The following is a 19,859-nucleotide window of genomic DNA, read 5'->3' on the forward strand; positions in this document are numbered from 1 at the left end:
CATGGCACTGCTTGATGTGGACGATCTCTCCGTCACGTTCCGACAGCGCGGGAAGCGTACGGTGCGGGCGGTCGACGGGGTCTCGTTCTCGGTGAACGCGGGCGAGGTCGTCGGCCTGGTCGGCGAGTCCGGCTGCGGCAAGAGCGTGACCTCGCTGGCGCTGATGGGACTGCTTCCCAAGCAGCCCGGGATCACGGTGGAGGGCCGGGCCGACTTCGACGGCACCGACCTGCTCCGGGTCGACCAGCGGGCGATGCGGGACATCCGGGGCCGGGACGTCGCGATGATCTTCCAGGACCCGCTCTCCTCGCTCAACCCGGTCATCCCGATCGGCCGGCAGGTGACCGAGGTGTTGGCCCGGCACCGTGGGCTGGGCGGCGACGCGGCCCGCAAGGAGGCCGCCGAACTGCTGGACCGGGTCGGCATCCCGGACCCGAACCGGCGGCTCAAGGAATATCCGCACCAGCTCTCCGGCGGGATGCGCCAGCGGGCGCTGATCGCGATCGCGGTGGCCTGCCGGCCCCGGCTGCTGATCGCCGACGAGCCCACCACGGCGCTCGACGTGACCATCCAGGCGCAGATCCTGGAACTGCTCAAGGATCTGGTACGCGACTCCGGCACCGCCCTGGTGATGATCACCCACGACCTGGGTGTGGTCGCCGGGATGTGCGACACCGTCAACGTGCTGTACGCCGGCCGGGTGGTGGAGACCGCCCGCCGCAAGCCGCTCTTCGCCGAGCCGAGGCACCCGTACACGGTGGGTTTGCTCGGGTCGATCCCTCGGCTGGACGCAGGGCGGGGCGAACGGCTCTCCCCGATCCGCGGCTCGGTCCGGGACGTACTGCCCTGGGCCGACGGCTGCGCCTTCGCGCCCCGCTGCGACCGGCAGATCGAGGCATGCCTCGGCCAGCCGCCGCAGCTCGCGCTGACCCACACCGACCGGACGTACCGGTGTGTCAACCCGGTGCCGCCGGCCGGTGCGGCCCCACCCCCGCCCGCCTCGCCGAGCAGGGCGGAGCCGGCGGCGGAGGGGGTGGTTCCGGCGCAGGCGACGGCGGCCGAGGACGTGCCGGTACCGGTGGAGGAGCAGGCGAAGCTGCCCGCCCCGCGCGAGGAGGAGTCGGCATGACCGACGTGAAGGTCACCGGGCAGTCCGCGAACCTGGTCGAGGTCCGGGATCTCAAGGTGCACTTCCCGATCACCCGGGGCGTGATCTTCGACCGGGTCGTCGGGCATGTCAAGGCGGTGGACGGGGTCGACCTGACCATCCCGCGCGGCAAGACGTACGGGCTGGTCGGCGAGTCCGGCTGCGGCAAGTCGACGCTCGGCCGGGCACTGCTCCAGTTGACCCGGCCGACGAGCGGGCAGGTGAACTTCGACGGTGTCGAGCTGACCGGACTGCCGCCGAACCGGCTCCGGGCGATGCGCCGCCGGATGCAGATGATCTTCCAGGATCCGATGTCCAGTCTGGACCCCCGGCAGAACGTCGAGTCGATCCTGGTCGAGGGTTTGCAGGCGCACGGGATCGGCGCCGACCGGGCCGCCCGGCGGGACATCATCGCCAGGACGCTGGACGCGGTCGGGCTGCCGAAGTGGGCGCTGTCCCGCTATCCGCACGAGTTCTCCGGCGGGCAGCGGCAGCGCATCGGCATCGCCCGGGCCCTGGTGCTCGGTCCCGAGCTGATCGTCGCCGACGAGCCGGTCTCGGCGCTGGACGTGTCGATCCAGGCCCAGGTGGTGAACCTGCTCGACGAACTCCAGGACGAGCTGGGGCTGACCTATCTGGTGATCGCGCACGACCTGGCGGTGGTCCGACACATCTCCGACGTGGTCGGCGTGATGTATCTCGGCGCGCTGGTCGAGGAGGCGCCGAGCGACCGGCTCTACCGGGAGCCGCTGCACCCGTACACCCGGGCGCTGATGTCGGCGGTGCCGGTGCCGGACCCGGAGGTGGAGGACCGCCGGGAGCGGATCCTGCTCGCCGGTGACCTGCCCTCGCCGGCCAACCCGCCGGCCGGCTGCCGGTTCCACACCCGCTGCCCGTGGGCGCAGCCGACCAGGTGTGCCGACGAGCGGCCGGTGCTGCGCCAGATCGGCGAGAGCCGGGTGGCCTGCCACTGGGCGGAGCAGATCGCCAGCGGCGAGATCCGGCCGCACAAGGTGACCGCGCAGATCGTCCGGCCGGAGGACGAGGGCGAGACGCCCGGCGTCGTCTCCGCGCCGAGCGAGCCGGGCTCGTTCGTCTAGTGCGTCCCGCGGCCGGAAGGTCGCCCGCCGGCAGCGTGCTGGTGGGGCTCCCGGTTCCCGGACGTGCCTGTGCCGCCGAACCCGTACGACGGTTCGGCGGCACAGGCGGCCGGATTGTCAGCTCTCGGCGTGCGCCTCGGCCGGTACGTTGTCGGTCGGCTCGTAGAGCCAGATCGGGCGCCAGTCGGCCAGCTCGTGGTAGCGGCGCAGCTCGGCGACCCCGCTGAGCCACCCGGTCCAGGCCGCGTACGGCGGCTGGTCGAAGCCGCTCTGCACGAAGGAGAGCTTCGTCTTGCCCCCGCTGCCCTCCAGCTCCCAGCTCGCCACCCCGGCCGGCCCCCAGTCGACGGTCATCGCCTTGCCGGGGGTCAGGTCCAGCACCTTCGCCGGGTTGGGGTTGTTGTCGAAGCCGCCCATCGCGTAGCGGCCGCCGACGAAGGGCTCGATCCCGATCGGGTAGCCGAACCACTCGCTGGCCTTGGCCGAGTCGGTCAGCGACTCGAAGAGCGCCTCGGGGGAGGCGTCGATGAGGACCTCGTCGCGCAGCGTCGCCGAGGTGAAGTCGGTCCTCGGGGTGAGCGGCCGTCCCTCGACGTGGTCGACGAGGTTCGCGATCGCCAGCGACCAGTACGTCTGGAGCACGCCCCGGATGCTCGCGCCGGTCATCACGTCCTGGAAGCTCCAGTGGCTCTGTGAGAGCGAGATGATCGTGGAGTCGGCACTCTCCTCGGTGAGGGTGATCTCGGTGGTGGTCTCCTCGCCGTCCAGTAGCCAGCCGAACCGGAGGCTGTGCTCGCCGATGTCGCGCAGGCGCTGGTGCGGGGCGTCGCCCTCGGGGACGTGCCGGCCCCAGAACTCGTACCGGTGCGGCAGCTCGACCTCGGCGTGGTCGGCGAGCCAGACGCGCAGCTCGGCGGCGTCGGTCAGGGCGTGCCAGACGGTCTTGACCGGCGCGGCGGCGCGGGCGCGCAGGGTCAGCGGTGCGGTCATCGAGAGCCGCCCGAGAAGCCCCTGGCTTCAGCCATGGGGAGGAAAGGGCGGTCGGGCGTGGTATTGGTTTTCGGCATGGCGTCGACTCCTCTGTGTGGGCGAAACTGTCGGATGTAGCTGGGATGGTTGTGGGTGTGGGCGAGACGGTGCGGTACACCTACCGGTTGCGTCCCGGCGCGACTGCGGAGGCTGCGCTGGCGGTGGAGTGGGGGCGGTGTCGCTGGTTGTGGAACGAGGCCGTCCACCAGTACAAGACCGGTCGCAAACCCACCTTCGGCAAGCTGTCGAAGCTGCTGACCGAGGCGCGGGTCCGCTCGTCGTGGTTGCGGGACGGGTCTCAGGTCGCGCAGCAGCAGACGTTGCGTACCTACGCTCTGGCCCTCCAGCACTCCTTCAGGGTGAAGGGACGGGGCCGGCCGAGACCGAAGCGGCGCAAGGACAGCCTGCCCAGCCTGGAATACACGGTGCGTGGGTTCTCGATCCGCGACCGTCGGCTGCGGCTGCCCGGCGGCGTCAGGATTCCGGTCGTCTGGTCGCGCGAGCTGCCGTCCGATCCGAGCAGTGTCCGGGTCTACCAGGACTCGCTTGGGCACTGGTACGCCTCCTTCGTCGTCCGCCGTGACGCCACACCCGTCCCCGATGCCGAGGGGGCGATCGGTGTCGACTGGGGTGTCACCGCGACTGCGACGACCACCGACCCGGCCTACGATCTGCCGTACCTCGGCCACCGGAAACGGTGTGCCGCCGAGCTTGCCAAACTCCAGCGCCGGATGGCCCGCCGTCGGCGCCCACGGGGTGTGAAGCCGTCGAGCGGCTACCTGCGGGCCAAGCGGCAGGCGGCGAAGCTGGCCAGGAAGGCGGCCCGGCAGAACATCCACGACGCCCGCGTCTGGGCGAAGAAGATCGTCGACAACCATGCGACAATCGCGGTCGAGGACTTCAAGCCCACATTCCTGACCAAATCCCGGATGGCCCGCAAGGCTGCTGATGCGGCGATTGGTGCGGCGAAGCGGGAACTGGTTGACCGTGGCTTGCGGGCGGGCCGGAGGGTGGTGTTGGTGCCGCCCGCCTATACCACGATGACCTGCTCGCAGTGCGGTACGAGAGCCAAGCACCGCCTCGGGCTGGGTGTCAGAGTCTTCCGGTGCGACACCTGCGGATACACCGCCTGCCGCGACCGGAACGCCGCGAGGACGATCCTCGCCACGGCAGAACGTGACCGTGCTGGTGCCGACGACGTGAGACATGCGATCACCTCCTTCCGGAACGGTGGCCTCGTGCGGTCTGAGCCAGAAATCCCCCGGCTTCCAGCCGTGGGGAAGCGTTAAGTGGTGCCTCCATGTGGGTAACAGGCGACGGCGAGCTTGAAGGCGTCGCCTTCGGCTCCGCCGTAGCGGGTGAACAGCTCTTGCAGTGCGGTCTGTAGGTCGGTGAGGAACTGCTGGCGTTGTTCGGCCGGCACCCGGATCTCGCCGGAGACGCCGATCGACGGCAGCTCCGGAGCGGTCCGGTCCAGGGCGGCGATGTCGGCCTGGACCTCCTCCATCAGGTTGAGCAGGTAGCCGAGGCTCATCTCGTCCTGCGCCTTGCGCAGCCCGAGCCGGCCGACCAGCCGGGGCGAGAGCCAGTACGACCTGGCGCTCGCCTGGTAGATGCCCTCGGAGATGCCCCGCACTTTCCGCTCGGAGACCTGGTCGACGAGGCCGGCGTCGACCAGGCGCTTGACGTGGTAGTAGACCCGTTGCGGGGTCTGGCCGAGCTGGTTCGCCACCTCGGTGCAGGTGTGCGGTTCGGCGAGTTGCCGCAGCACCTCGATGCGCTGCGGCTTGAGCAGGGTCTCGGCCTGCTCGATCTGCTCCAGGTACATCACGTCTCTCATGGCAAAAGCAATCCTGTACGTAAAACAAGATTTTGTCAATCGGGCAAGCGAAGGCGGAGCAGGTCTCGCGGTGGATGCCGAGAAGCTCAGCCCTCGGGGCGGTTGAGCAGGCCGACCGCGACGGTGTGTACCGCGACCAGGTCGGCCGGGTCGGCCAGCGCCGCCCGCCCACCGGTGACGGCGTACCACTCGGCGGCGTCCTTGTACTGCACCCGCAGCACGGCGTCCTTCCCGTCCAGCTCGGTGCGGAGCGTCAGCTCCCCGGTGATCACCCCGACCTCGTCGGTCATCACCCCACCCGGGCCGGCGGTGATGTCGGTGCTCTGCGCGGCGGTTCCCGTCTCGCCCATCAGCAGCTCCCCAGCATGTCGTCGAGCGCGGCCTTCTCGCCGGAGGTCACCGAGAGCCGCCAGTAGTGCTTGACCGCGATCCAGTCCTCCGCGTACTGGCACCAGTCGTCCCGGTTCGACGGCTTCCACTGGGACGGGTCCTGGTCGCCCTTGGCCCGGTTGGAGCTCGCCGAGACCGCCACCAACTGTGGCCGGTCCAGGTCGTTGGCGAAGTCGCTCCGCTTGTCGTCGTCCCACTCGTCGGCACCCGAACGCCAGGCGTTGGCCAGCGGCACCATGTGGTCGATGTCCACGTCCGAGGGATCGGTGAGGGTCCGCTTGTCGTACCGGCTCGACCAGCGGCCCCCGACCACGTTGCAGCCGGAGAGCTTGATGCCGGTGCCGTCCCGCTGGAGCACGGTGTCCCGGACGTCACAGTTCTTGCCGGCGTTGCGCCAGTGCGGGAAACGTTCCCGGCTGTAGCCCCGCATCGAGCCCGCCCCGGCCACGGTGAGCTGGTCGAGCTGGGCCTGGGGGTCGGCCGAACCGGTGGGCTCCGGCGCCGGGCTCTCGACCGGGGCGCAGGCGGCGGCGCCGGCCGCGAGCAGGCCGGCGAGCAGGGCCGCTGTTCCCGACCGCGCTAGTGATCTGGTACGGATGAACGGCACGTTTCCAGCTTGCGAGGTGTAGACCGGTGCAGAGGCAACCGGTGCAGGTTCCGGCGTTTCGCGGCATCTTACGACACGGGCAGGGCAGATTGACACCGTGAGTGATTCGTCAGCACCGTTGCGGATGTCCAGTACGGCCGGCCGGGGCACCCTGCTCGCCGCCGTCGTCGCCTCCGGCATGGTCTTCCTGGACGCCACCGTGGTCAACGTGGCCCTGCCACACCTCGGCGCCGAGCTGCACGCCAGCACCGCCGGCCTACAGTGGACGCTCAACGGCTATCTGCTGACCCTGGCCGCCTTCGTACTGCTCGGCGGGGCGCTCGGCGACCGGGTCGGACGGCGGAGGGTCTTCCTCGCCGGCGTGCTGGCCTTCACCGCCGCCTCCATCCTCTGCGGCGCGGCGCTGAGCATCGAGTGGCTGATCGTCGCCCGTTTCCTCCAGGGGCTCGGTGGTGCGCTGCTGACCCCCGGCTCGCTCGCGCTGCTCCAGGCCAGCTTCCACCCCGACGAGCGGGGCCGGGTGATCGGCGCCTGGTCTGGCCTGGCCGGCGTGTCGACGGCGCTCGGCCCATTCCTCGGCGGCTGGCTGATCGACGCGCTCTCCTGGCGGGCGATCTTCTTCCTCAACGTGCCGCTCGCGGTGATCGTGATCATCGCGGCGTTGCGCTGGACCCCGGAGAGCCGGGCCGACGGCGCGGCGGCAGCCCGGTTCGACGTGGCCGGCTCGCTGCTCGGCGCGCTCGGCCTGGCCGGCGTCACGTACGCGCTGATCGAGGCCCAGCAGCTCGGACCCGGCTCGGGGCCGGTGATCGGTGCCGCCGTGCTCGGGGTGGCCACCGCCGTCGCGTTCGTGCTGCTCGAACGGCGCCGGGGCGAGCGGGCGATGTTGCCGCCGACGCTCTTCGCCAGCCGGCTCTTCGGGGTGCTCAACGTCTACACCGTGCTGGTCTACGCCGCGCTGACCGGACTCACCTTCTTCTTCGCCGTCTATCTCCAGAATGTCGTCGGCTACTCCGCGCTGGAGACCGGCCTGGCCACCCTGCCGATGACCATCCTGCTGCTGGTCGGCTCGGCCCGCTCCGGCGCGCTCGCCTCCCGGATCGGGCCACGCCCACAGCTCACCGTCGGCCCGCTGGTCGCCGCCGCCGGGCTGTTCCTGCTGCACGGGGTGAACCGGGGCGACTCGTACTGGACCGCCATCCTGCCCGGGATCACCCTCTTCGGGCTCGGCATGACCCTGGTGGTGGCCCCGCTGACCGCCTCCGTACTGGCCGCCACCCCGGACCGGCTGGCCGGCGCGGCGAGCGGCTTCAACAACGCGGCGTCCCGGGTCGGCGGGCTGCTCGCCGTCTCGGCGCTGCCGCTGGTGGTCGGCCTCTCCGGCGGCGGGTACGCGCGCTCCGGCCAGCTCACCCCGGCGTACCGGCAGGCGGTGCTCTGGTCCGCCGGGCTGATGCTGCTGGGCGCGCTGCTCGCGGCCGTACTGGTGCACCGGCCGGAGCGGGAGCCGAAGAAGTCCCGCCCCTGCCCGTCCCTGCCGCCGCCCCCGACCCACCAGCACGAACCGGACCGGGGTGCGGACCGGTCGGCGACGGGACAGCGCCGCTCGTAGCGGTGCCGACAGGCGTGCCCGGGAGGGATGGGACGGGCACGTCGGCGGCGGCGTGCCGGATCGGGCGGGTCGGCCGGGATGACCGGTCCGACCTGCCCGATCCGGCCGTTGCGGGCAGGACAGAACTCAGCGCGGTGCGCGGTTGGGCAGACCGTCCGGCTCAGCGCAGGGCGCGGTTGACCGCACTGGTCACCGCCTGGACCGAGGCCGTCACGATGTTGGCGTCGAGACCGACACCCCAGACCGTACGGCCGTCGACCTCGCACTCCACGTACGCGGCCGCCTGGGCGTCGCCGCCCGAGGACATCGCGTGCTCGTGGTAGTCGAGGACCCGTACCCGGACGTCGAGCGCCTGCAACGCGTTGACGTACGCGTCGATCGGGCCGTTACCGGTCGCCGAGAGTGCCCGGCGGCCGGCGCCGAACCGGGCGTCCACCTCGATCTCGACCTTGCCGTCGACGGTGCCGATGGTGTAGCTCTCCACCTGCACGACCGGCTCCCGCTGCCGATCGACGAGGTACTCCTCGGCGAAGAGCCGCCACATCCGCTCCGGCTCCACCTCGCCACCGTCGTCGTCGGTGACCCGCTGCACCACGCCGGAGAACTCGATCTGCAACCGCCGGGGCAGGTCCAGGTGGTGCTCCGTCTTCATGACGTACGCCACGCCGCCCTTGCCGGACTGCGAGTTGACCCGGATCACCGCCTCGTAGGTCCGGCCCAGGTCCTTCGGGTCGATCGGCAGGTAGGGCACCGCCCAGCCGAACTGGTCGATCGGCACCCCGGCCGCCTGCGCGTCGGCGGCCAGCGCGTCGAAGCCCTTGTTGATCGCGTCCTGGTGCGAGCCGGAGAAGGCGGTGTAGACCAGGTCACCCGCGTACGGGTGCCGCTCGTGCACCGGAAGCTGGTTGCAGTACTCGACCGCGCGCTTGACCTCGTCGATGTTGGAGAAGTCGATCTCCGGGTCGACGCCCTGGGAGAAGAGGTTCAGCCCCAGCGTGACCAGGTCGACGTTGCCGGTGCGCTCGCCGTTGCCGAACAGGCAGCCCTCGACCCGGTCGGCCCCGGCCAGCAGGCCCAGCTCGGCGGCGGCGACCCCGGTGCCCCGGTCGTTGTGCGGGTGCAGGGAGAGGATCACGCTGTCCCGCCGGGGCAGGTGCCGGTGCATCCACTCGATCGAGTCGGCGTAGACGTTCGGGGTGGCCATCTCGACGGTCGCCGGCAGGTTGATGATCAGCGGCCGGTCCGGGGTCGGGTCGATCACCTCGATCACCGCGGCGCAGACCTCCAGGGCGTAGTCCAGCTCCGTCCCGGTGTAGGACTCCGGCGAGTACTCGTAGAAGACGTCGGTGTCCGGGGCGTGGATCTCGTGGTATTTCTGGCAGAGCCGGGCGCCGGAGGTAGCGATGTCGGTGATCCCGGCCTTGTCCAGGCCGAAGACCACCCGGCGCTGGAGCGTCGAGGTCGAGTTGTAGAAGTGCACGATCGCCCGCTTCGCACCCCGGATCGCCTCGAAGGTGCGGTCGATCAGGTGCTCCCGGCACTGGGTCAGCACCTGGATGGTGACGTCCTCCGGGATCAGGTCCTGCTCGATCAACTGCCGGACGAAGTCGAAGTCGGTCTGGCTGGCCGACGGGAAGCCGACCTCGATCTCCTTGTAGCCCATCTGCACCAGGAGCTGGAACATCCGCCGCTTGCGCTCTGGCGACATCGGGTCGATCAGGGCCTGGTTGCCGTCGCGTAGGTCGACCGCGCACCACCGGGGCGCCGCCTCGATGCGCCGGGTCGGCCACTGCCGGTCGGGCAGGTCGATCGCGAACTGCTGGTGGTAGGGCTGGTAACGCTGGAACGGCATGCGGCTGGGCCGCTGCCGGGCTATCGGATCACCGTCGGTGGTGGTGCCGGCAGGTTGTGCCATGGCAGAAAGCTCCCGTGGTCATGTGGCGTGAGCGCCGAGTGTCGTCAGATCGAGGTGTCAGATCTTCGTGCCGGATCCGGGTGTCGGATCCCCGAGAGACTGGCCGCAACGAGGTTCGGCCGGATGCAGGACGGCGCGCTTCAACTCCGCGACGAGGTGCCGGCCTGGGAAGCCTCGTCGCGGCGGCGAAGGAGCAGGGCCTGCCACATGACAAAGTCACCTTAAGTGCTCGACGAGCGATCGGGTAAGCGTAGTCCGCAATCTGAGAACCGCCCAGGTGGCGAGGGGTGCGCCGGGTGGGCGTCGGTCGGGGTCAGCGCAGCATCAACTCGGCCAGCGGGCGGCGCTGGCGCAGACCGATCTCCCGGGCCCGCAGGTCCTCGGGCAGCGAGTACGGGTCGCCGAGCCGGCCCACCGCGACCACCACGTGCGGGCGTACCTCGGCGGAGAGTTCCAGGTCGGCGCGGAGCCCGGCGGCGTCGAATCCGGAGATCTGCCGTACGTAGAGGCGCAGCGCGGTGGCCTGGACCGTGAGATGCGCCACCGCCTGGCCGAGGTCGTAGGCGGCGTGCGGCAGCGGCCCGCCGGTCGGGCCGGTGGTGGTGTGCGCGCCGAGCAGCAGCGCCGAGGCCCGCCCGGCCCACCGCTGGTTGCCGGTGGAGAGGTTGGTCAGAATCCGCTTGAACGCCTCGTCGTCCCGGCGGCCCACCAGGAAGCGCCAGGGCTGGGTGTTGTCGGCGGAGGGTGCCCAGCGGGCCGCCTCCAGCAGGGACGCCACCTCGGCGTCGGTGAGGTCGGCGACCGGGTCGAAGGCGTGCGGGCTCCACCGGGTCGCCAGTATCGGGGAGAGCTGGGCCATGGTGCCGAGTGTGCCGTATCGGGCACTCTGTCCCGGCACCGGGGTCACCTGACGTGACCGGGCGCACCCATAACGTGAATAAAGATCATTCACCGGCACCGGACGAGCCGTCGTCGCTGGACGAGCCGTCGTGCTCGGGCATGCCGTCGTGCTCGGGCATGCCGTTGTCGTCGGTCGGCTCGCCGGGTGGCGGTCCGGCGATCCGCAGCGGCTCCCGGTCGACCAGTGGGCCGGGCAACGCGACGGTGGCCGGGGCGGCGGTCGGCGTACCGGCCAGGGTCAGGGTGCCGGCGGGCAACCGGGCCGCCGTCAGGGTGCCGTCTGGGGCGTAGCAGTAGATGCCCGGATCCAGCGGCGGGCTGACCGACGCCGAGGTCGACTCGACCGCGAAACAGCTGCCCTGGGCGCCCGGCAGGGTGGCGGCGGAGACCGCGAGCGGGGCCTGCCGGTCGGTGAGCACCTCCGGCCAGTCGGTGAACGGGTGCCGCATCCGGGGGTCGATGCCGGGATCGAGCGGCTGCCCGGGCCCGGCCACCCGTACGCAGCCCGCCTCCGGCTGCCCGACCGAGGGGAGCGCGCACTGGAACAGTCCGGCGCCGTTCTGGGTCAGCGAGACGTCGGCGCTGCCGCCGAGCGCGCCACCCGGGATGTCCACCCGCCAGGAGCGGTCCGCCGCCCGGACCACCGAGATCGACCGGTCCGGCTGACCGGGTGCGGTGAACGTGTAGACGGCCGTCAGTTGGCGGTCCTGAGCGGCGGCGGCGAGCGCCGCGAGCTGGTCCCGGGCCTCGGTCGGCTGGCTCGCCGCCGGGGCGGGGGTGGTCGCGGCCGGCGCCGGTGCCTGGCTGCCGCAGCCGGCCAGCAGCGCCGTCCCGGTCATCAGGAGTGCGCCGAGCAGGGGGGCTACGCCGGGATGCACCTCGCCATTCTCGGGGTATACCCCCGGAACGGGTGGTCAGTCCAGCTACCCTCGCGTGTCGCCGGCCGGTCGGATGGTGGGAACGCCTGGTCGGGGCGGCGGCGCCGGCCGGTACCCTGAGTTGGTCTCACACGGCGCCGCCGGCCTCGACCCGGCGGCGTCGGCACGCTCAGGGCCGTGCACCTCGCCCGGCCCAGGGGAAGGAGTGCACCGTCGTGGCACTGGTCGTGCAGAAGTACGGCGGATCGTCCGTCGCCGACGCCGAGCGGATCAAGCGGGTGGCCGAGCGGATCGTCGCGGCCCGCAAGGCCGGCGACGACGTGGTGGTCGTGGTCAGCGCGATGGGCGACACCACCGACGAGCTGCTCGACCTCGCCAACCAGGTCAGCCCGCTGCCACCCGGCCGGGAGCTGGACATGCTGCTCACCGCCGGCGAGCGCATCTCGATGGCGCTGGTGGCGATGGCGATCCACAACCTCGGCTACGAGGCGCGCTCCTACACCGGGTCCCAGGCGGGTGTGCTGACCACCTCGGTGCACGGCCGGGCCCGGATCATCGACGTGACGCCCGGCCGGCTGCGGGCGGCGCTCAACGAGGGCGCGGTGGCGATCGTCGCCGGCTTCCAGGGCGTCTCCCAGGACACCAAGGACATCACCACGCTGGGCCGGGGCGGGTCGGACACCACCGCGGTGGCCCTGGCGGCGGCGCTCGGCGCGGACGTCTGCGAGATCTACACGGACGTCGACGGGGTCTTCACCGCCGACCCGCGGATCGTGCCCAACGCCCGGCACATCAGGACCATCACCTACGAGGAGATGCTCGAACTGGCCGCGTGCGGTGCGAAGGTGCTGCACCTACGGAGCGTGGAGTACGCCCGGAGGGCCGGGTTGCCGATCCGGGTACGTTCGTCATACTCGACCAACACCGGCACGATGGTGACCGGATCGACGGAGGACCTACCCGTGGAGCAAGCACTTATCACCGGGGTCGCCCACGACCGGAGCGAGGCGAAGATCACCGCGGTCGGCGTACCGGACGAGCCGGGCGCGGCGGCCCGGATCTTCGAGACCGTCGCGGCGGCCGAGATCAACCTCGACATGATCGTGCAGAACGTCTCGACCGAGGGCACCGGCCGGACCGACATCTCCTTCACCCTGCCCAAGACCGACGGTCCGACCGCGATGGCGGCGCTGAGCAAGGTGCAGGAACAGGTCAAGTTCAAGGGCCTGCTCTACGACGACCACGTCGGCAAGGTGTCGCTGATCGGCGCCGGCATGCGCTCGCACCCGGGTGTGGCCGCCAGCTTCTTCGCCGCGCTCGGCGAGGCCGGGGTGAACATCGAAATGATCTCCACGTCCGAGATCCGGGTCTCGGTGGTCTGCCGGGACACCGACCTCGACGTCGCGGTCCGGGCCGTGCACGAGGCCTTCGACCTGGGTGGCAGCGAGGAAGCGGTGGTCTACGCCGGGACCGGGAGGTAGTCCGCGATGGCGACGCTCCCCACACTCGCGGTGGTCGGGGCGACCGGCGCGGTCGGCACGGTCATGTGCGACCTGCTCTCTTCCCGCAAGAACGTCTGGGGTGAGATCCGGCTGATCGCCTCCGCGCGCTCGGCCGGGCAGACGCGGATGTGCCGGGGCGAGGAGCTGACCGTACAGGCGCTGACCGCCGAGGCGTTCGACGGCGTGGACGTGGCGATGTTCGACGTACCGGACGAAATCTCCGCGCAGTGGGCGCCGGTCGCGGTCTCCCGGGGTGCGGTGGCGGTGGACAACTCCGCCGCGTTCCGGGGCGACAGGGACGTGCCGCTGGTGGTGCCGGAGATCAACCCGGAGCAGGTACGCAACCGCCCCAAGGGCATCATCGCGAACGCCAACTGCACCACCCTGACGATGATCATCGCGGTCGCGCCGCTGCACCGCGAGTACGGGCTGCGTGAGCTGGTGCTCTCGTCCTACCAGGCGGTCTCCGGGACGGGGCAGGTCGGGGTGGACACTCTGCACGACCAGCTCTCCAAGATCGCCGGTGATCGGGGGCTCGGCTCGCGGCCGGGCAACGTGCGCCAGGCGGTCGGCGACGACCTGGGCCCGTTCCCGGCCCCGATGGCGCTCAACGTGGTGCCGTGGGCCGGGTCGCTGCGGGACGGCGGCTGGTCGTCCGAGGAGCTGAAACTGCGCAACGAGTCGCGCAAGATCCTCGGCCTGCCCGACCTGAAGGTCTCCGCCACCTGCGTACGGGTGCCGGTGGTGACCGGGCACTCGGTGGCCGTACACGCGGTCTTCGGGACGGAGGTGGATGCGGAGGGTGCCCGGGAGGCGCTGCGCAACGCCCCCGGAGTGATCCTGGTCGACGACCCGGCGGCGGGCGAGTTCCCGATGCCGATCGACGCGGTCGGCACCGACCCGTCCTGGGTGGGCCGGATCCGCCGCTCGATCGACGACCCCCGCGCGCTCGACCTCTTCGTGACGGGCGACAACCTGCGCAAGGGCGCCGCCCTCAACACCGCCCAGATCGCCGAGCTGCTCGCCGCCGAGTTCTCCGCCGCCCGCTGAGGGGCATGATCGCGCTGCTTCCCGGAAGGAGTGCCTTCGCGGCCCGACGTGGAGGCCACTGTTTCCCTGAAGCAGCGCGATCCTGGGTTCCCTGACGTTGCGCGATCTTCTCGCGAGGAGCGGGTCAGGCGGCCGCCAGGCGGACGCCGTCGCGGCCCTCCCGCTTGACGCCGTAGAGGGCCTCGTCGGCGCGGCGCAGGGTCAGGTCGGGTGACTCGCCGTCCTGCTGCACGGCCACGCCGATGCTGACCGTCCGGCCGGTACGCCGGGCCGCCTCCACCAGTCGCTGGGCGATCCCGACCGCCTCCTCCGGGCGGAGCACCTCCACCACGGCCACGAACTCGTCGCCGCCGATCCGGTACAGCTCGTCGCCGTGCCGCAGCGCGCCCTGGAGGGCCCGGGCGAGATCGACCAGCACCTTGTCGCCGGCCTGGTGGCCGTAGGTGTCGTTGACGGTCTTGAAGTCGTCGACGTCGACCGCGAGCAGCGCCGTCCGGCCCGGGTGCGACTCGGCGATCCGCTCGCCGAACGACCCCTGGTGACGCAGCCCGGTCAGCGGGTCGGAACTGGCCCGCTCCCGTAACCGGGCCAGCCCGCGCAGCCGTTCGAGGCAGATCCACGACTGGGCGGCGAGCAGCTCGATCAGGTTGACGGTGGTCGGATCGGGGCGCAGCGTACGGGTGTCGCCGACCAGCAGCACCCCGCAGAACTCGGTCGGGCCGAGTGGCACCGAGATCAGGGTGCGTACCCCGGCGGCGATCAGTACGTCCTGGTCCGGCGTGGTCGGGTGGTGCCCCTCGCCGAGGGTGTAGGAGGCGCCGTAGGCGTGCGCGTGCGCCCGGAGCCGTTCCACGACCGGTCGGCCGGCGCCGGCCAGCGCGGCGTGCACCCGCGATTCGAGAGCGTCGGGTACCAGGCTCGGCGTCGCCACCCGTGGTCCGGCCGGCCCGTCCAGCACGAAGACCGCCGAGGTGAGCCCGGAGACGTCCCGGGCCGCGGAGACGGCGGCGGTCATCAGGTCGGCCTCGGTGGCGGCGGAGGTCAGCGCGGAGGCGTGCCGGAGCAGCTTCTCGCTCCGGGTCTCGGCCGGAGGGCCGCCGAGCTGCCCGATCCTGGTGCCGAGCAGCGCGGCGACCCGCTCGACGGTGTGCCGCCAGGCGTCCAGGTCGACGTCGGCGGTCGGCCACTCCAGGTCCAGTACCCCGATCGGCTGCCCCGTCCGGTCGAGGATCGGGGCGCAGATCTCGGCCCGTACGTCGGGGCGCAGCGGTACGTAGTCGGGCTCGTTCGTCACCTCCGGCACGGTTTCGGTCTTGCCGGAGGCGTACACCCGGCCGACCGTCCCGGCCCCGGCCGGTACCGAGGCGAAGACCTGCCATGATCCGGTCGCGGCGACACAGCGGAGCCGGTCGCGGACCCAGAGCAGCACGGCGACCCGTCCCGGGGTGTGTTTGCCCAGCGTGGCCACCGTCACCTGGCCAGCCTCGACGGCGGTGGACGCCGTGGGCAGCCGGGTGGTCACGTCACGGACTACACGGGAGTGGTCGAGGGACACCGTTTCCGATCCGGGGAGGAGGGGTTCCGAGGGGCCCGACCAAGATTACTCAGGGTGCTGAGAATCTGCTGGACGCGAGTGATCCCCGCCTCCCCGGACGCTCCGGCTAGTTGATCAACGCCAGGGCCGCCTCGCGGAGCGGGGCCGGGGCGTTCACCGGGGAGCCGGCGTCGAACGGCGGGTCCGGCTCGTACTCGATGGCGAGCTGGACGGCGTGCGCGGTCGGCACGTCGGTCGCCTCGGCCAGCAGGGTCAGGGCCATGTCGACGCCGGCCGAGACGCCGGCCGAGGTGACGATCCGGTCGTCCCGGACCACCCGCTCCCGGACCGGCTCGGCGTCGAAGGCCCGCAGCTCGTCGACCCAGCCCCAGTGGCTGGTCGCCCGCCGCCCGGCCAGCAACCCGGCCGCGCCGAGCAGGAACGAGCCGGCGCAGACCGAGGTGGTCCACCGGGTGTACTGGTGCGCGAGGGCGATCCAGCCGACCAGCGCCGCGTCGGCGAGCGCCGCGCGGGTGCCGGCCCCGCCCGGTACGACGATCACGTCCGGGCGGGACAGCTCGGCGAAGCTCGCGGTGGCGGTGATCGCCATCGTGCCCCGATCGTCGACGACCGGACCTGGTTCGGCGGCGACCATGGTCACCGTGACGCCGGGGGCGAAGGCCAGCACCGTGTACGGCCCCACGACGTCGAGGGCGGTGTACCGGGGATAGAGCGGAATGGCGACGTGCATGCTCGGTTCCTCCTTGTCGGAACGGGATGGATCGGCTGCTCGGAACCGTGTCGTCCGGCAGGTGTCGGGGCGCGATGGATCGGCTGCTCGGGACGGGGCGTCCGGCAGGTGTCGGGGCGCGCGGGATCGGCTCCGGTGCCGGCGGGTGCCGGCGGCTGCCGGAGGTGCTGGGGCAGTTTCGATGGGGCGGGCGGTCAGCTCTGTTTCGCGCGGAACCGGCGGCGGTAGTCGCCGGGTGCGACCCGCCAGTGCCGGCGGAAGACGCGGTACAGGGTTTCGGCGGCGCCGAGACCGGACTCCCGGGCCACCCGGTCCAGCGGATGGCCGGTGTGTTCCAGCAGCCGGCGGGCGGCGTCCGCCCGGCTGCGTTCGACGTACCGGCCGGGGGAGACGCCGGTCTGCTCGGTGAAGAGCCGTGAGAAGTGCCGCTCGCTCATCCCGGCCCGCCGGGCCAGCGCCGGCACGCTCAGGTCCTCGGCCGGGTTGGCGTCGATGAAGGTCTGGAGTTCGCGCAGCGGTTCACTGCGGGGCACAGGCGTCCGCATCGCCGTACTGAACTGGCTCTGTCCGCCCGGCCGGTGCAGGTAGACGACCAGGCCCCGGGCCACGTGCCGGGCGAGCTCGTGGCCGTGGTCCGTGGCCACCAGCGCGAGCGCGAGGTCGATGCCGGCGGTCACTCCGGCCGAGGTCCAGACGTGCCCGTCCCGGATGTAGATGCGGTCGGCGTCCACCTCGACCGCCGGATAGCGGTCGCCCAGATCCTGGGCGGTCAGCCAGTGTGTGGTGGCGCGACGGCCGTCGAGCAGCCCTGCCTCGCCGAGCAGGAGCGCGCCGTTGCAGACCGAGGCGACCCGGTCGGCGATGCCGGCAAGCCGGGAGATCCCGGCGACCAGTTGCCGGTCGGCGACGTGCGCCGGCGCGGCGAGCCCACCGACCACCAGCAGCGTGTCGATCGGCCCGGTGACCTGGTCCAGTGCCAGTGGTGCCAGCGTCGCGACCCCGTTGCCCGCCGTGACCGGGCCGGGATGCACCGCCGCGACCTCCAGTCGGTAGCCGCGGCTCTCGCCGAGGATCAGACTCGCCAGTGCGAACACGTCGGCCGGGCCGGTCAGGTCGAGGCCCTGGAAGCCCTCGAAGATCACCGCCACCACCCGTCGCTGCATGCATTCATGCTGCTCGCGGCGGGGATGTGGCGTCAATGACGCAGGTATTGCAGATTACGCCAACGGGCGGGCTCGGCGGGCGGTCGGTGCTTGGTTAGGATCGGCCACAGTCTTTCTGATCATGATGCTCCGAGATTTGTCATCGGGATGGACCGGAAGCGGAAGCCGGAAAGCCGGATACCGGAAAGCGGACGTCGGAGGACGGAGAGCCCGACATGGCGAGGTTGCCCGACGAGGTGGTGGCCGCGATCGGCCGGATCACGATCGCGGCCGGCGACCTGGAGCTGATCCTGGCCTGGATCGGCGCCGACCAGGCGGGCGGCAACGCGTTCGAGGTACTGGCCAGACCCGGCGAGCCGGTACGCGCCGCCCGGGGCTCGGTCGAGTTCGCCACCCCGGAGTACCGGCAGGCGTACCTGCCGGTGGTCGAGATCGCCGCGAAGCTGCTCGCCAAGCGGCACGCGGTCGTCTCCGCGATGTGGGTCAGCGAGGCGCCGGACGAGTCCGTGCAGCGCTGGGAGCTGCTCGACGACAAGACCTACGTACGCCAGCTCGTCGACCCCCGCGCCCTCGACGAGCTGTCCCGGCAACTCCTGGAGGCGCGGAACCGGCTGGTGGCGATCGTGACCGCCCAACTCAACAACGACCCGGTGCCCGCGCCCTGAGCCCGGCCACGATCGGTCGGCGGCCGGTGACCGGAATCGGGTTGACCCGCTGGCGATGATGACCTGGTGGACCTGCTCCACGTGTCGAGGAGGAGTCTCGGGTGGGTGACGTGCGGACCGTGGTGGTCGGACCCGACGACTGGGAGTCGTGGCGGGAAATCCGGCTGCGTTCCCTGCGGCAGGACCCGGACGCCTTCGGCTCGACGTACGAGCGCGAGGCGGCGTTCACCGAGCAGACCTGGCGGTCCCGGCTCGACGGCACGAGCGGGCCGTCCGTGCTCGCGTACGCCGGGGACGAGGTCGTCGGGATCGGCGCCGGCTGGCTCCACGAGCCGGGCCGGCTGATGGTGGTCGCGATGTGGACGGCGCCGGACCGGCGCGGACAGGGCATCGGACGGCAGGTCCTCGACCACGTGCTCGGCTGGGCCGGTGAGCGGGCGCTACGGGTCGACCTGTGGGTCGCCGACGGCAATCCCGATGCGCGGCGCCTCTACGAGCGCCACGGATTCCGCCCCGACGGCCGGACCGCACCGGTCCGGGAGGGCAGCCAGGCCACCATGACCCATCTGGTGCTGCCTGACTGAACCTTTTTCAACCTGGACCGCGCGACGCTCACGCACCGCGTCCGACCTTGCGGTCCGCCGGACCGCAAGGGGAGGTTGAAAAGGTTCACTGATCCGCTCCGGACCGCACCAGTAGGGGATATGCCGGGGGCGGCTCTGGGAGATGCCCGGATGGCGCCGGGCGGTCCGGTGGCGAGGATGCTGGTATGACCTCGGTCCACGCGCCCCGCAACCAGGTGGAATCGATGCCGTGGCTGCGGATCTCCGCCGTTGCCGCACCGGTCCTGCTGCTGCTCTACGGACTTCTCCGGCTGGTCGACGGCGTCGACGGTGAGCACGGTCCCGGGCTGGCCTGGGACATCGGGCACACGATGTTCTTCGTCGCCTTCCTGCTCTTCGGCGTCATGGTCGTCGGCCTGCGCCAGATGGTGCCGGCGACCACCAGGGGCCGGCTGGTCGCAGCCGGCACCGCGACGGTGGCAGGTCTGTTCGGCGTCGCCGCCTTCCTCTGGGTGATCCTCGGCGACCTGTCCGAGCCGATCAGGGAGCAGGCTCCGCTGCCCGACCCGCTCTACGCCGTGGGCCCGCTGCTGTTCCAGTTCGGCGTACTCACGCTGCTGGTGCAACTCGTCGTACTCCGGCCACGTCGGCTCCCGCCGTGGAGCCCGGTCCTGGTGTTCCTCGGCTTCGTACAGATCGCCGTCAACCTCGACCTGTTGCCGCTCGGCGCCCTTCTCATCCTCGCCGGCCTCGCCCCGCTGGCCCGGCAGTCCGGGCCGTCAGCGCAGCCTGCCGAGGAACCGCCGGTGTAACGAGCCGACGGGAAGCCCGGCGAGATCCCGGGCGGCGCGGACGAAGTGCGCGGCCAGGTAGAGGGCAAGCGGCACCGGGTCGCCCGGCAACCGCGGATCCCCGTTCGTTCACCGCTGTTCCTCCCCCGGCCAGTGGCCCCGGTTGATCGGGATCCGGTGGCGTACCCGGCAGGGCAGGTCGGCGCCGCAGCGGCAGATCCGCCGCCATCTCCGCCAGGACCAGACCGGGCGGTGCCGGCGGGCGAGCGTGGCCGCGACCGCGAAGACGTACGCGTCGTACGAGACCCTTCGCACCAGAACCCCCTCGGCTCAAGGGCTGGGTTTACTGCCCCACGCGCTGGGAGGGACACGGCGAGCAGGCGATCCGTGCACCGCCCGCCGCATCCCGTGATGGGGAAGAT

Annotated in this window: 19 protein-coding genes and 1 pseudogene; 9 read left to right on the forward strand and 11 right to left on the reverse strand. The window is 71.6% G+C overall.

The window, feature by feature from the left end:
- Position 1: 1 nt before the first annotated feature.
- Together ACSMXO_RS01670 and ACSMXO_RS01675 are read left to right on the forward strand one after the other, a co-directional pair.
- Complete coding sequence (locus tag ACSMXO_RS01670; RefSeq protein WP_455416470.1) at positions 2 to 1,129, forward strand: ABC transporter ATP-binding protein; 1,128 nt, start codon at positions 2 to 4, stop codon at positions 1,127 to 1,129.
- Positions 1,126 to 2,247 (forward strand): ABC transporter ATP-binding protein, encoded by a 1,122-nt coding sequence (locus tag ACSMXO_RS01675; RefSeq protein ID WP_346259147.1) that lies wholly within the window; start codon positions 1,126 to 1,128, stop codon positions 2,245 to 2,247. The genes ACSMXO_RS01670 and ACSMXO_RS01675 overlap by 4 nt, the downstream gene beginning before the upstream one ends.
- A 117-nt stretch (positions 2,248 to 2,364) precedes the next feature.
- Here the strand turns inward: ACSMXO_RS01675 and ACSMXO_RS01680 are convergent, their stop codons facing one another.
- Positions 2,365 to 3,237, reverse strand: coding sequence for an SRPBCC family protein (locus ACSMXO_RS01680; protein WP_455416471.1), 873 nt, complete (start codon positions 3,235 to 3,237; stop codon positions 2,365 to 2,367).
- Here ACSMXO_RS01680 and ACSMXO_RS01685 point away from each other — a divergent pair.
- On the forward strand, positions 3,228 to 4,565 hold the full coding sequence (locus tag ACSMXO_RS01685; RefSeq protein ID WP_455416472.1) for an RNA-guided endonuclease InsQ/TnpB family protein: 1,338 nt from the start codon (positions 3,228 to 3,230) through the stop codon (positions 4,563 to 4,565). The genes ACSMXO_RS01680 and ACSMXO_RS01685 overlap by 10 nt on opposite strands.
- Here ACSMXO_RS01685 and ACSMXO_RS01690 read toward each other — a convergent pair.
- The 3 genes and pseudogenes from ACSMXO_RS01690 to ACSMXO_RS01700 form a co-directional block, all read right to left on the reverse strand.
- Complete coding sequence (locus ACSMXO_RS01690; RefSeq protein ID WP_346259144.1) at positions 4,562 to 5,116, reverse strand: helix-turn-helix domain-containing protein; 555 nt, start codon at positions 5,114 to 5,116, stop codon at positions 4,562 to 4,564. The genes ACSMXO_RS01685 and ACSMXO_RS01690 overlap by 4 nt on opposite strands.
- A gap of 86 nt (positions 5,117 to 5,202) precedes the next feature.
- Positions 5,203 to 5,430, reverse strand: a pseudogene (locus tag ACSMXO_RS01695) (hypothetical protein); the annotation flags it as partial.
- Between the two features lie 35 nt (positions 5,431 to 5,465).
- Complete coding sequence (locus ACSMXO_RS01700) at positions 5,466 to 6,104, reverse strand: HNH endonuclease family protein (protein ID WP_455419137.1); 639 nt, start codon at positions 6,102 to 6,104, stop codon at positions 5,466 to 5,468.
- Between the two features lie 133 nt (positions 6,105 to 6,237).
- Between ACSMXO_RS01700 and ACSMXO_RS01705 the strand changes: the two genes are divergently transcribed.
- Entirely contained in the window at positions 6,238 to 7,725 is a 1,488-nt protein-coding gene (locus ACSMXO_RS01705) for a DHA2 family efflux MFS transporter permease subunit (protein ID WP_455419138.1), read from the forward strand.
- Between the two features lie 160 nt (positions 7,726 to 7,885).
- Here ACSMXO_RS01705 and leuA read toward each other — a convergent pair whose 3' ends face one another.
- The 3 genes from leuA to ACSMXO_RS01720 form a co-directional block, all read right to left on the reverse strand.
- Entirely contained in the window at positions 7,886 to 9,640 is a 1,755-nt protein-coding gene (gene leuA, locus ACSMXO_RS01710; protein ID WP_346259143.1) for a 2-isopropylmalate synthase, read from the reverse strand.
- Between the two features lie 313 nt (positions 9,641 to 9,953).
- Positions 9,954 to 10,499, reverse strand: coding sequence for a nitroreductase family protein (locus ACSMXO_RS01715; RefSeq protein ID WP_455419139.1), 546 nt, complete (start codon positions 10,497 to 10,499; stop codon positions 9,954 to 9,956).
- Positions 10,500 to 10,584: 85 nt separating this feature from the next.
- Positions 10,585 to 11,418, reverse strand: coding sequence for a hypothetical protein (locus tag ACSMXO_RS01720; RefSeq protein ID WP_455416473.1), 834 nt, complete (start codon positions 11,416 to 11,418; stop codon positions 10,585 to 10,587).
- Positions 11,419 to 11,633: 215 nt separating this feature from the next.
- Between ACSMXO_RS01720 and ACSMXO_RS01725 the strand changes: the two genes are divergently transcribed.
- Both ACSMXO_RS01725 and ACSMXO_RS01730 read left to right on the forward strand, forming a co-directional pair.
- Positions 11,634 to 12,899: an aspartate kinase gene (locus ACSMXO_RS01725; protein WP_318396887.1), complete on the forward strand. Its 1,266-nt coding sequence runs from the start codon at positions 11,634 to 11,636 to the stop codon at positions 12,897 to 12,899.
- 6 nt (positions 12,900 to 12,905) lie between these two features.
- Positions 12,906 to 13,970 carry an aspartate-semialdehyde dehydrogenase gene (locus ACSMXO_RS01730; RefSeq protein ID WP_346259141.1) on the forward strand — a complete coding sequence of 355 codons (1,065 nt, stop codon included), beginning with the start codon at positions 12,906 to 12,908 and terminating at the stop codon, positions 13,968 to 13,970.
- Positions 13,971 to 14,094: 124 nt separating this feature from the next.
- Here the strand turns inward: ACSMXO_RS01730 and ACSMXO_RS01735 are convergent, their stop codons facing one another.
- The 3 genes from ACSMXO_RS01735 to ACSMXO_RS01745 all read right to left on the reverse strand — a co-directional run bounded on the left by ACSMXO_RS01735 (position 14,095) and on the right by ACSMXO_RS01745 (position 17,418).
- Positions 14,095 to 15,525 (reverse strand): sensor domain-containing diguanylate cyclase, encoded by a 1,431-nt coding sequence (locus ACSMXO_RS01735; RefSeq protein ID WP_346259140.1) that lies wholly within the window; start codon positions 15,523 to 15,525, stop codon positions 14,095 to 14,097.
- Positions 15,526 to 15,631: 106 nt separating this feature from the next.
- A complete protein-coding gene (locus ACSMXO_RS01740) occupies positions 15,632 to 16,255 on the reverse strand; it encodes a DJ-1/PfpI family protein (RefSeq protein ID WP_455416474.1) in 624 nt (207 codons plus the stop codon).
- A gap of 194 nt (positions 16,256 to 16,449) precedes the next feature.
- Positions 16,450 to 17,418 (reverse strand): GlxA family transcriptional regulator, encoded by a 969-nt coding sequence (locus ACSMXO_RS01745; RefSeq protein ID WP_455416475.1) that lies wholly within the window; start codon positions 17,416 to 17,418, stop codon positions 16,450 to 16,452.
- Between the two features lie 215 nt (positions 17,419 to 17,633).
- Here ACSMXO_RS01745 and ACSMXO_RS01750 point away from each other — a divergent pair, with 215 nt between their 5' ends.
- From ACSMXO_RS01750 to ACSMXO_RS01760, 3 genes are all read left to right on the forward strand, one after another.
- Positions 17,634 to 18,083: a hypothetical protein gene (locus ACSMXO_RS01750; RefSeq protein WP_346259137.1), complete on the forward strand. Its 450-nt coding sequence runs from the start codon at positions 17,634 to 17,636 to the stop codon at positions 18,081 to 18,083.
- A 101-nt stretch (positions 18,084 to 18,184) separates the two neighbouring features.
- A complete protein-coding gene (locus tag ACSMXO_RS01755; RefSeq protein WP_346259136.1) occupies positions 18,185 to 18,667 on the forward strand; it encodes a GNAT family N-acetyltransferase in 483 nt (160 codons plus the stop codon).
- A gap of 185 nt (positions 18,668 to 18,852) precedes the next feature.
- On the forward strand, positions 18,853 to 19,458 hold the full coding sequence (locus ACSMXO_RS01760) for a hypothetical protein (protein WP_346259135.1): 606 nt from the start codon (positions 18,853 to 18,855) through the stop codon (positions 19,456 to 19,458).
- Between the two features lie 108 nt (positions 19,459 to 19,566).
- Here ACSMXO_RS01760 and ACSMXO_RS01765 read toward each other — a convergent pair whose 3' ends face one another.
- Positions 19,567 to 19,752, reverse strand: a complete 186-nt coding sequence (locus ACSMXO_RS01765; RefSeq protein WP_455416476.1) for a hypothetical protein — start codon at positions 19,750 to 19,752, stop codon at positions 19,567 to 19,569.
- Between the last annotated feature and the right edge of the window lie 107 nt (positions 19,753 to 19,859).

The organism is Plantactinospora sp. DSM 117369 (genome assembly GCF_053764795.1).

What these genes read in the sequence shown, in the direction of transcription:
- ACSMXO_RS01670 (WP_455416470.1), top strand. Translation starts at nt 2, where the DNA reads ATGGCACTGCTTGATGTGGACGATCTCTCCGTCACGTTCCGACAGCGC.
- ACSMXO_RS01675 (WP_346259147.1), top strand. Translation starts at nt 1,126, where the DNA reads ATGACCGACGTGAAGGTCACCGGGCAGTCCGCGAACCTGGTCGAGGTC.
- ACSMXO_RS01680 (WP_455416471.1), bottom strand. Translation starts at nt 3,237, where the DNA reads ATGACCGCACCGCTGACCCTGCGCGCCCGCGCCGCCGCGCCGGTCAAG.
- ACSMXO_RS01690 (WP_346259144.1), bottom strand. Translation starts at nt 5,116, where the DNA reads ATGAGAGACGTGATGTACCTGGAGCAGATCGAGCAGGCCGAGACCCTG.
- ACSMXO_RS01705 (WP_455419138.1), top strand. Translation starts at nt 6,238, where the DNA reads ATGTCCAGTACGGCCGGCCGGGGCACCCTGCTCGCCGCCGTCGTCGCC.
- leuA (WP_346259143.1), bottom strand. Translation starts at nt 9,640, where the DNA reads ATGGCACAACCTGCCGGCACCACCACCGACGGTGATCCGATAGCCCGG.
- ACSMXO_RS01715 (WP_455419139.1), bottom strand. Translation starts at nt 10,499, where the DNA reads ATGGCCCAGCTCTCCCCGATACTGGCGACCCGGTGGAGCCCGCACGCC.
- ACSMXO_RS01730 (WP_346259141.1), top strand. Translation starts at nt 12,906, where the DNA reads ATGGCGACGCTCCCCACACTCGCGGTGGTCGGGGCGACCGGCGCGGTC.
- ACSMXO_RS01740 (WP_455416474.1), bottom strand. Translation starts at nt 16,255, where the DNA reads ATGCACGTCGCCATTCCGCTCTATCCCCGGTACACCGCCCTCGACGTC.
- ACSMXO_RS01745 (WP_455416475.1), bottom strand. Translation starts at nt 17,418, where the DNA reads ATGCAGCGACGGGTGGTGGCGGTGATCTTCGAGGGCTTCCAGGGCCTC.
- ACSMXO_RS01750 (WP_346259137.1), top strand. Translation starts at nt 17,634, where the DNA reads ATGGCGAGGTTGCCCGACGAGGTGGTGGCCGCGATCGGCCGGATCACG.
- ACSMXO_RS01760 (WP_346259135.1), top strand. Translation starts at nt 18,853, where the DNA reads ATGACCTCGGTCCACGCGCCCCGCAACCAGGTGGAATCGATGCCGTGG.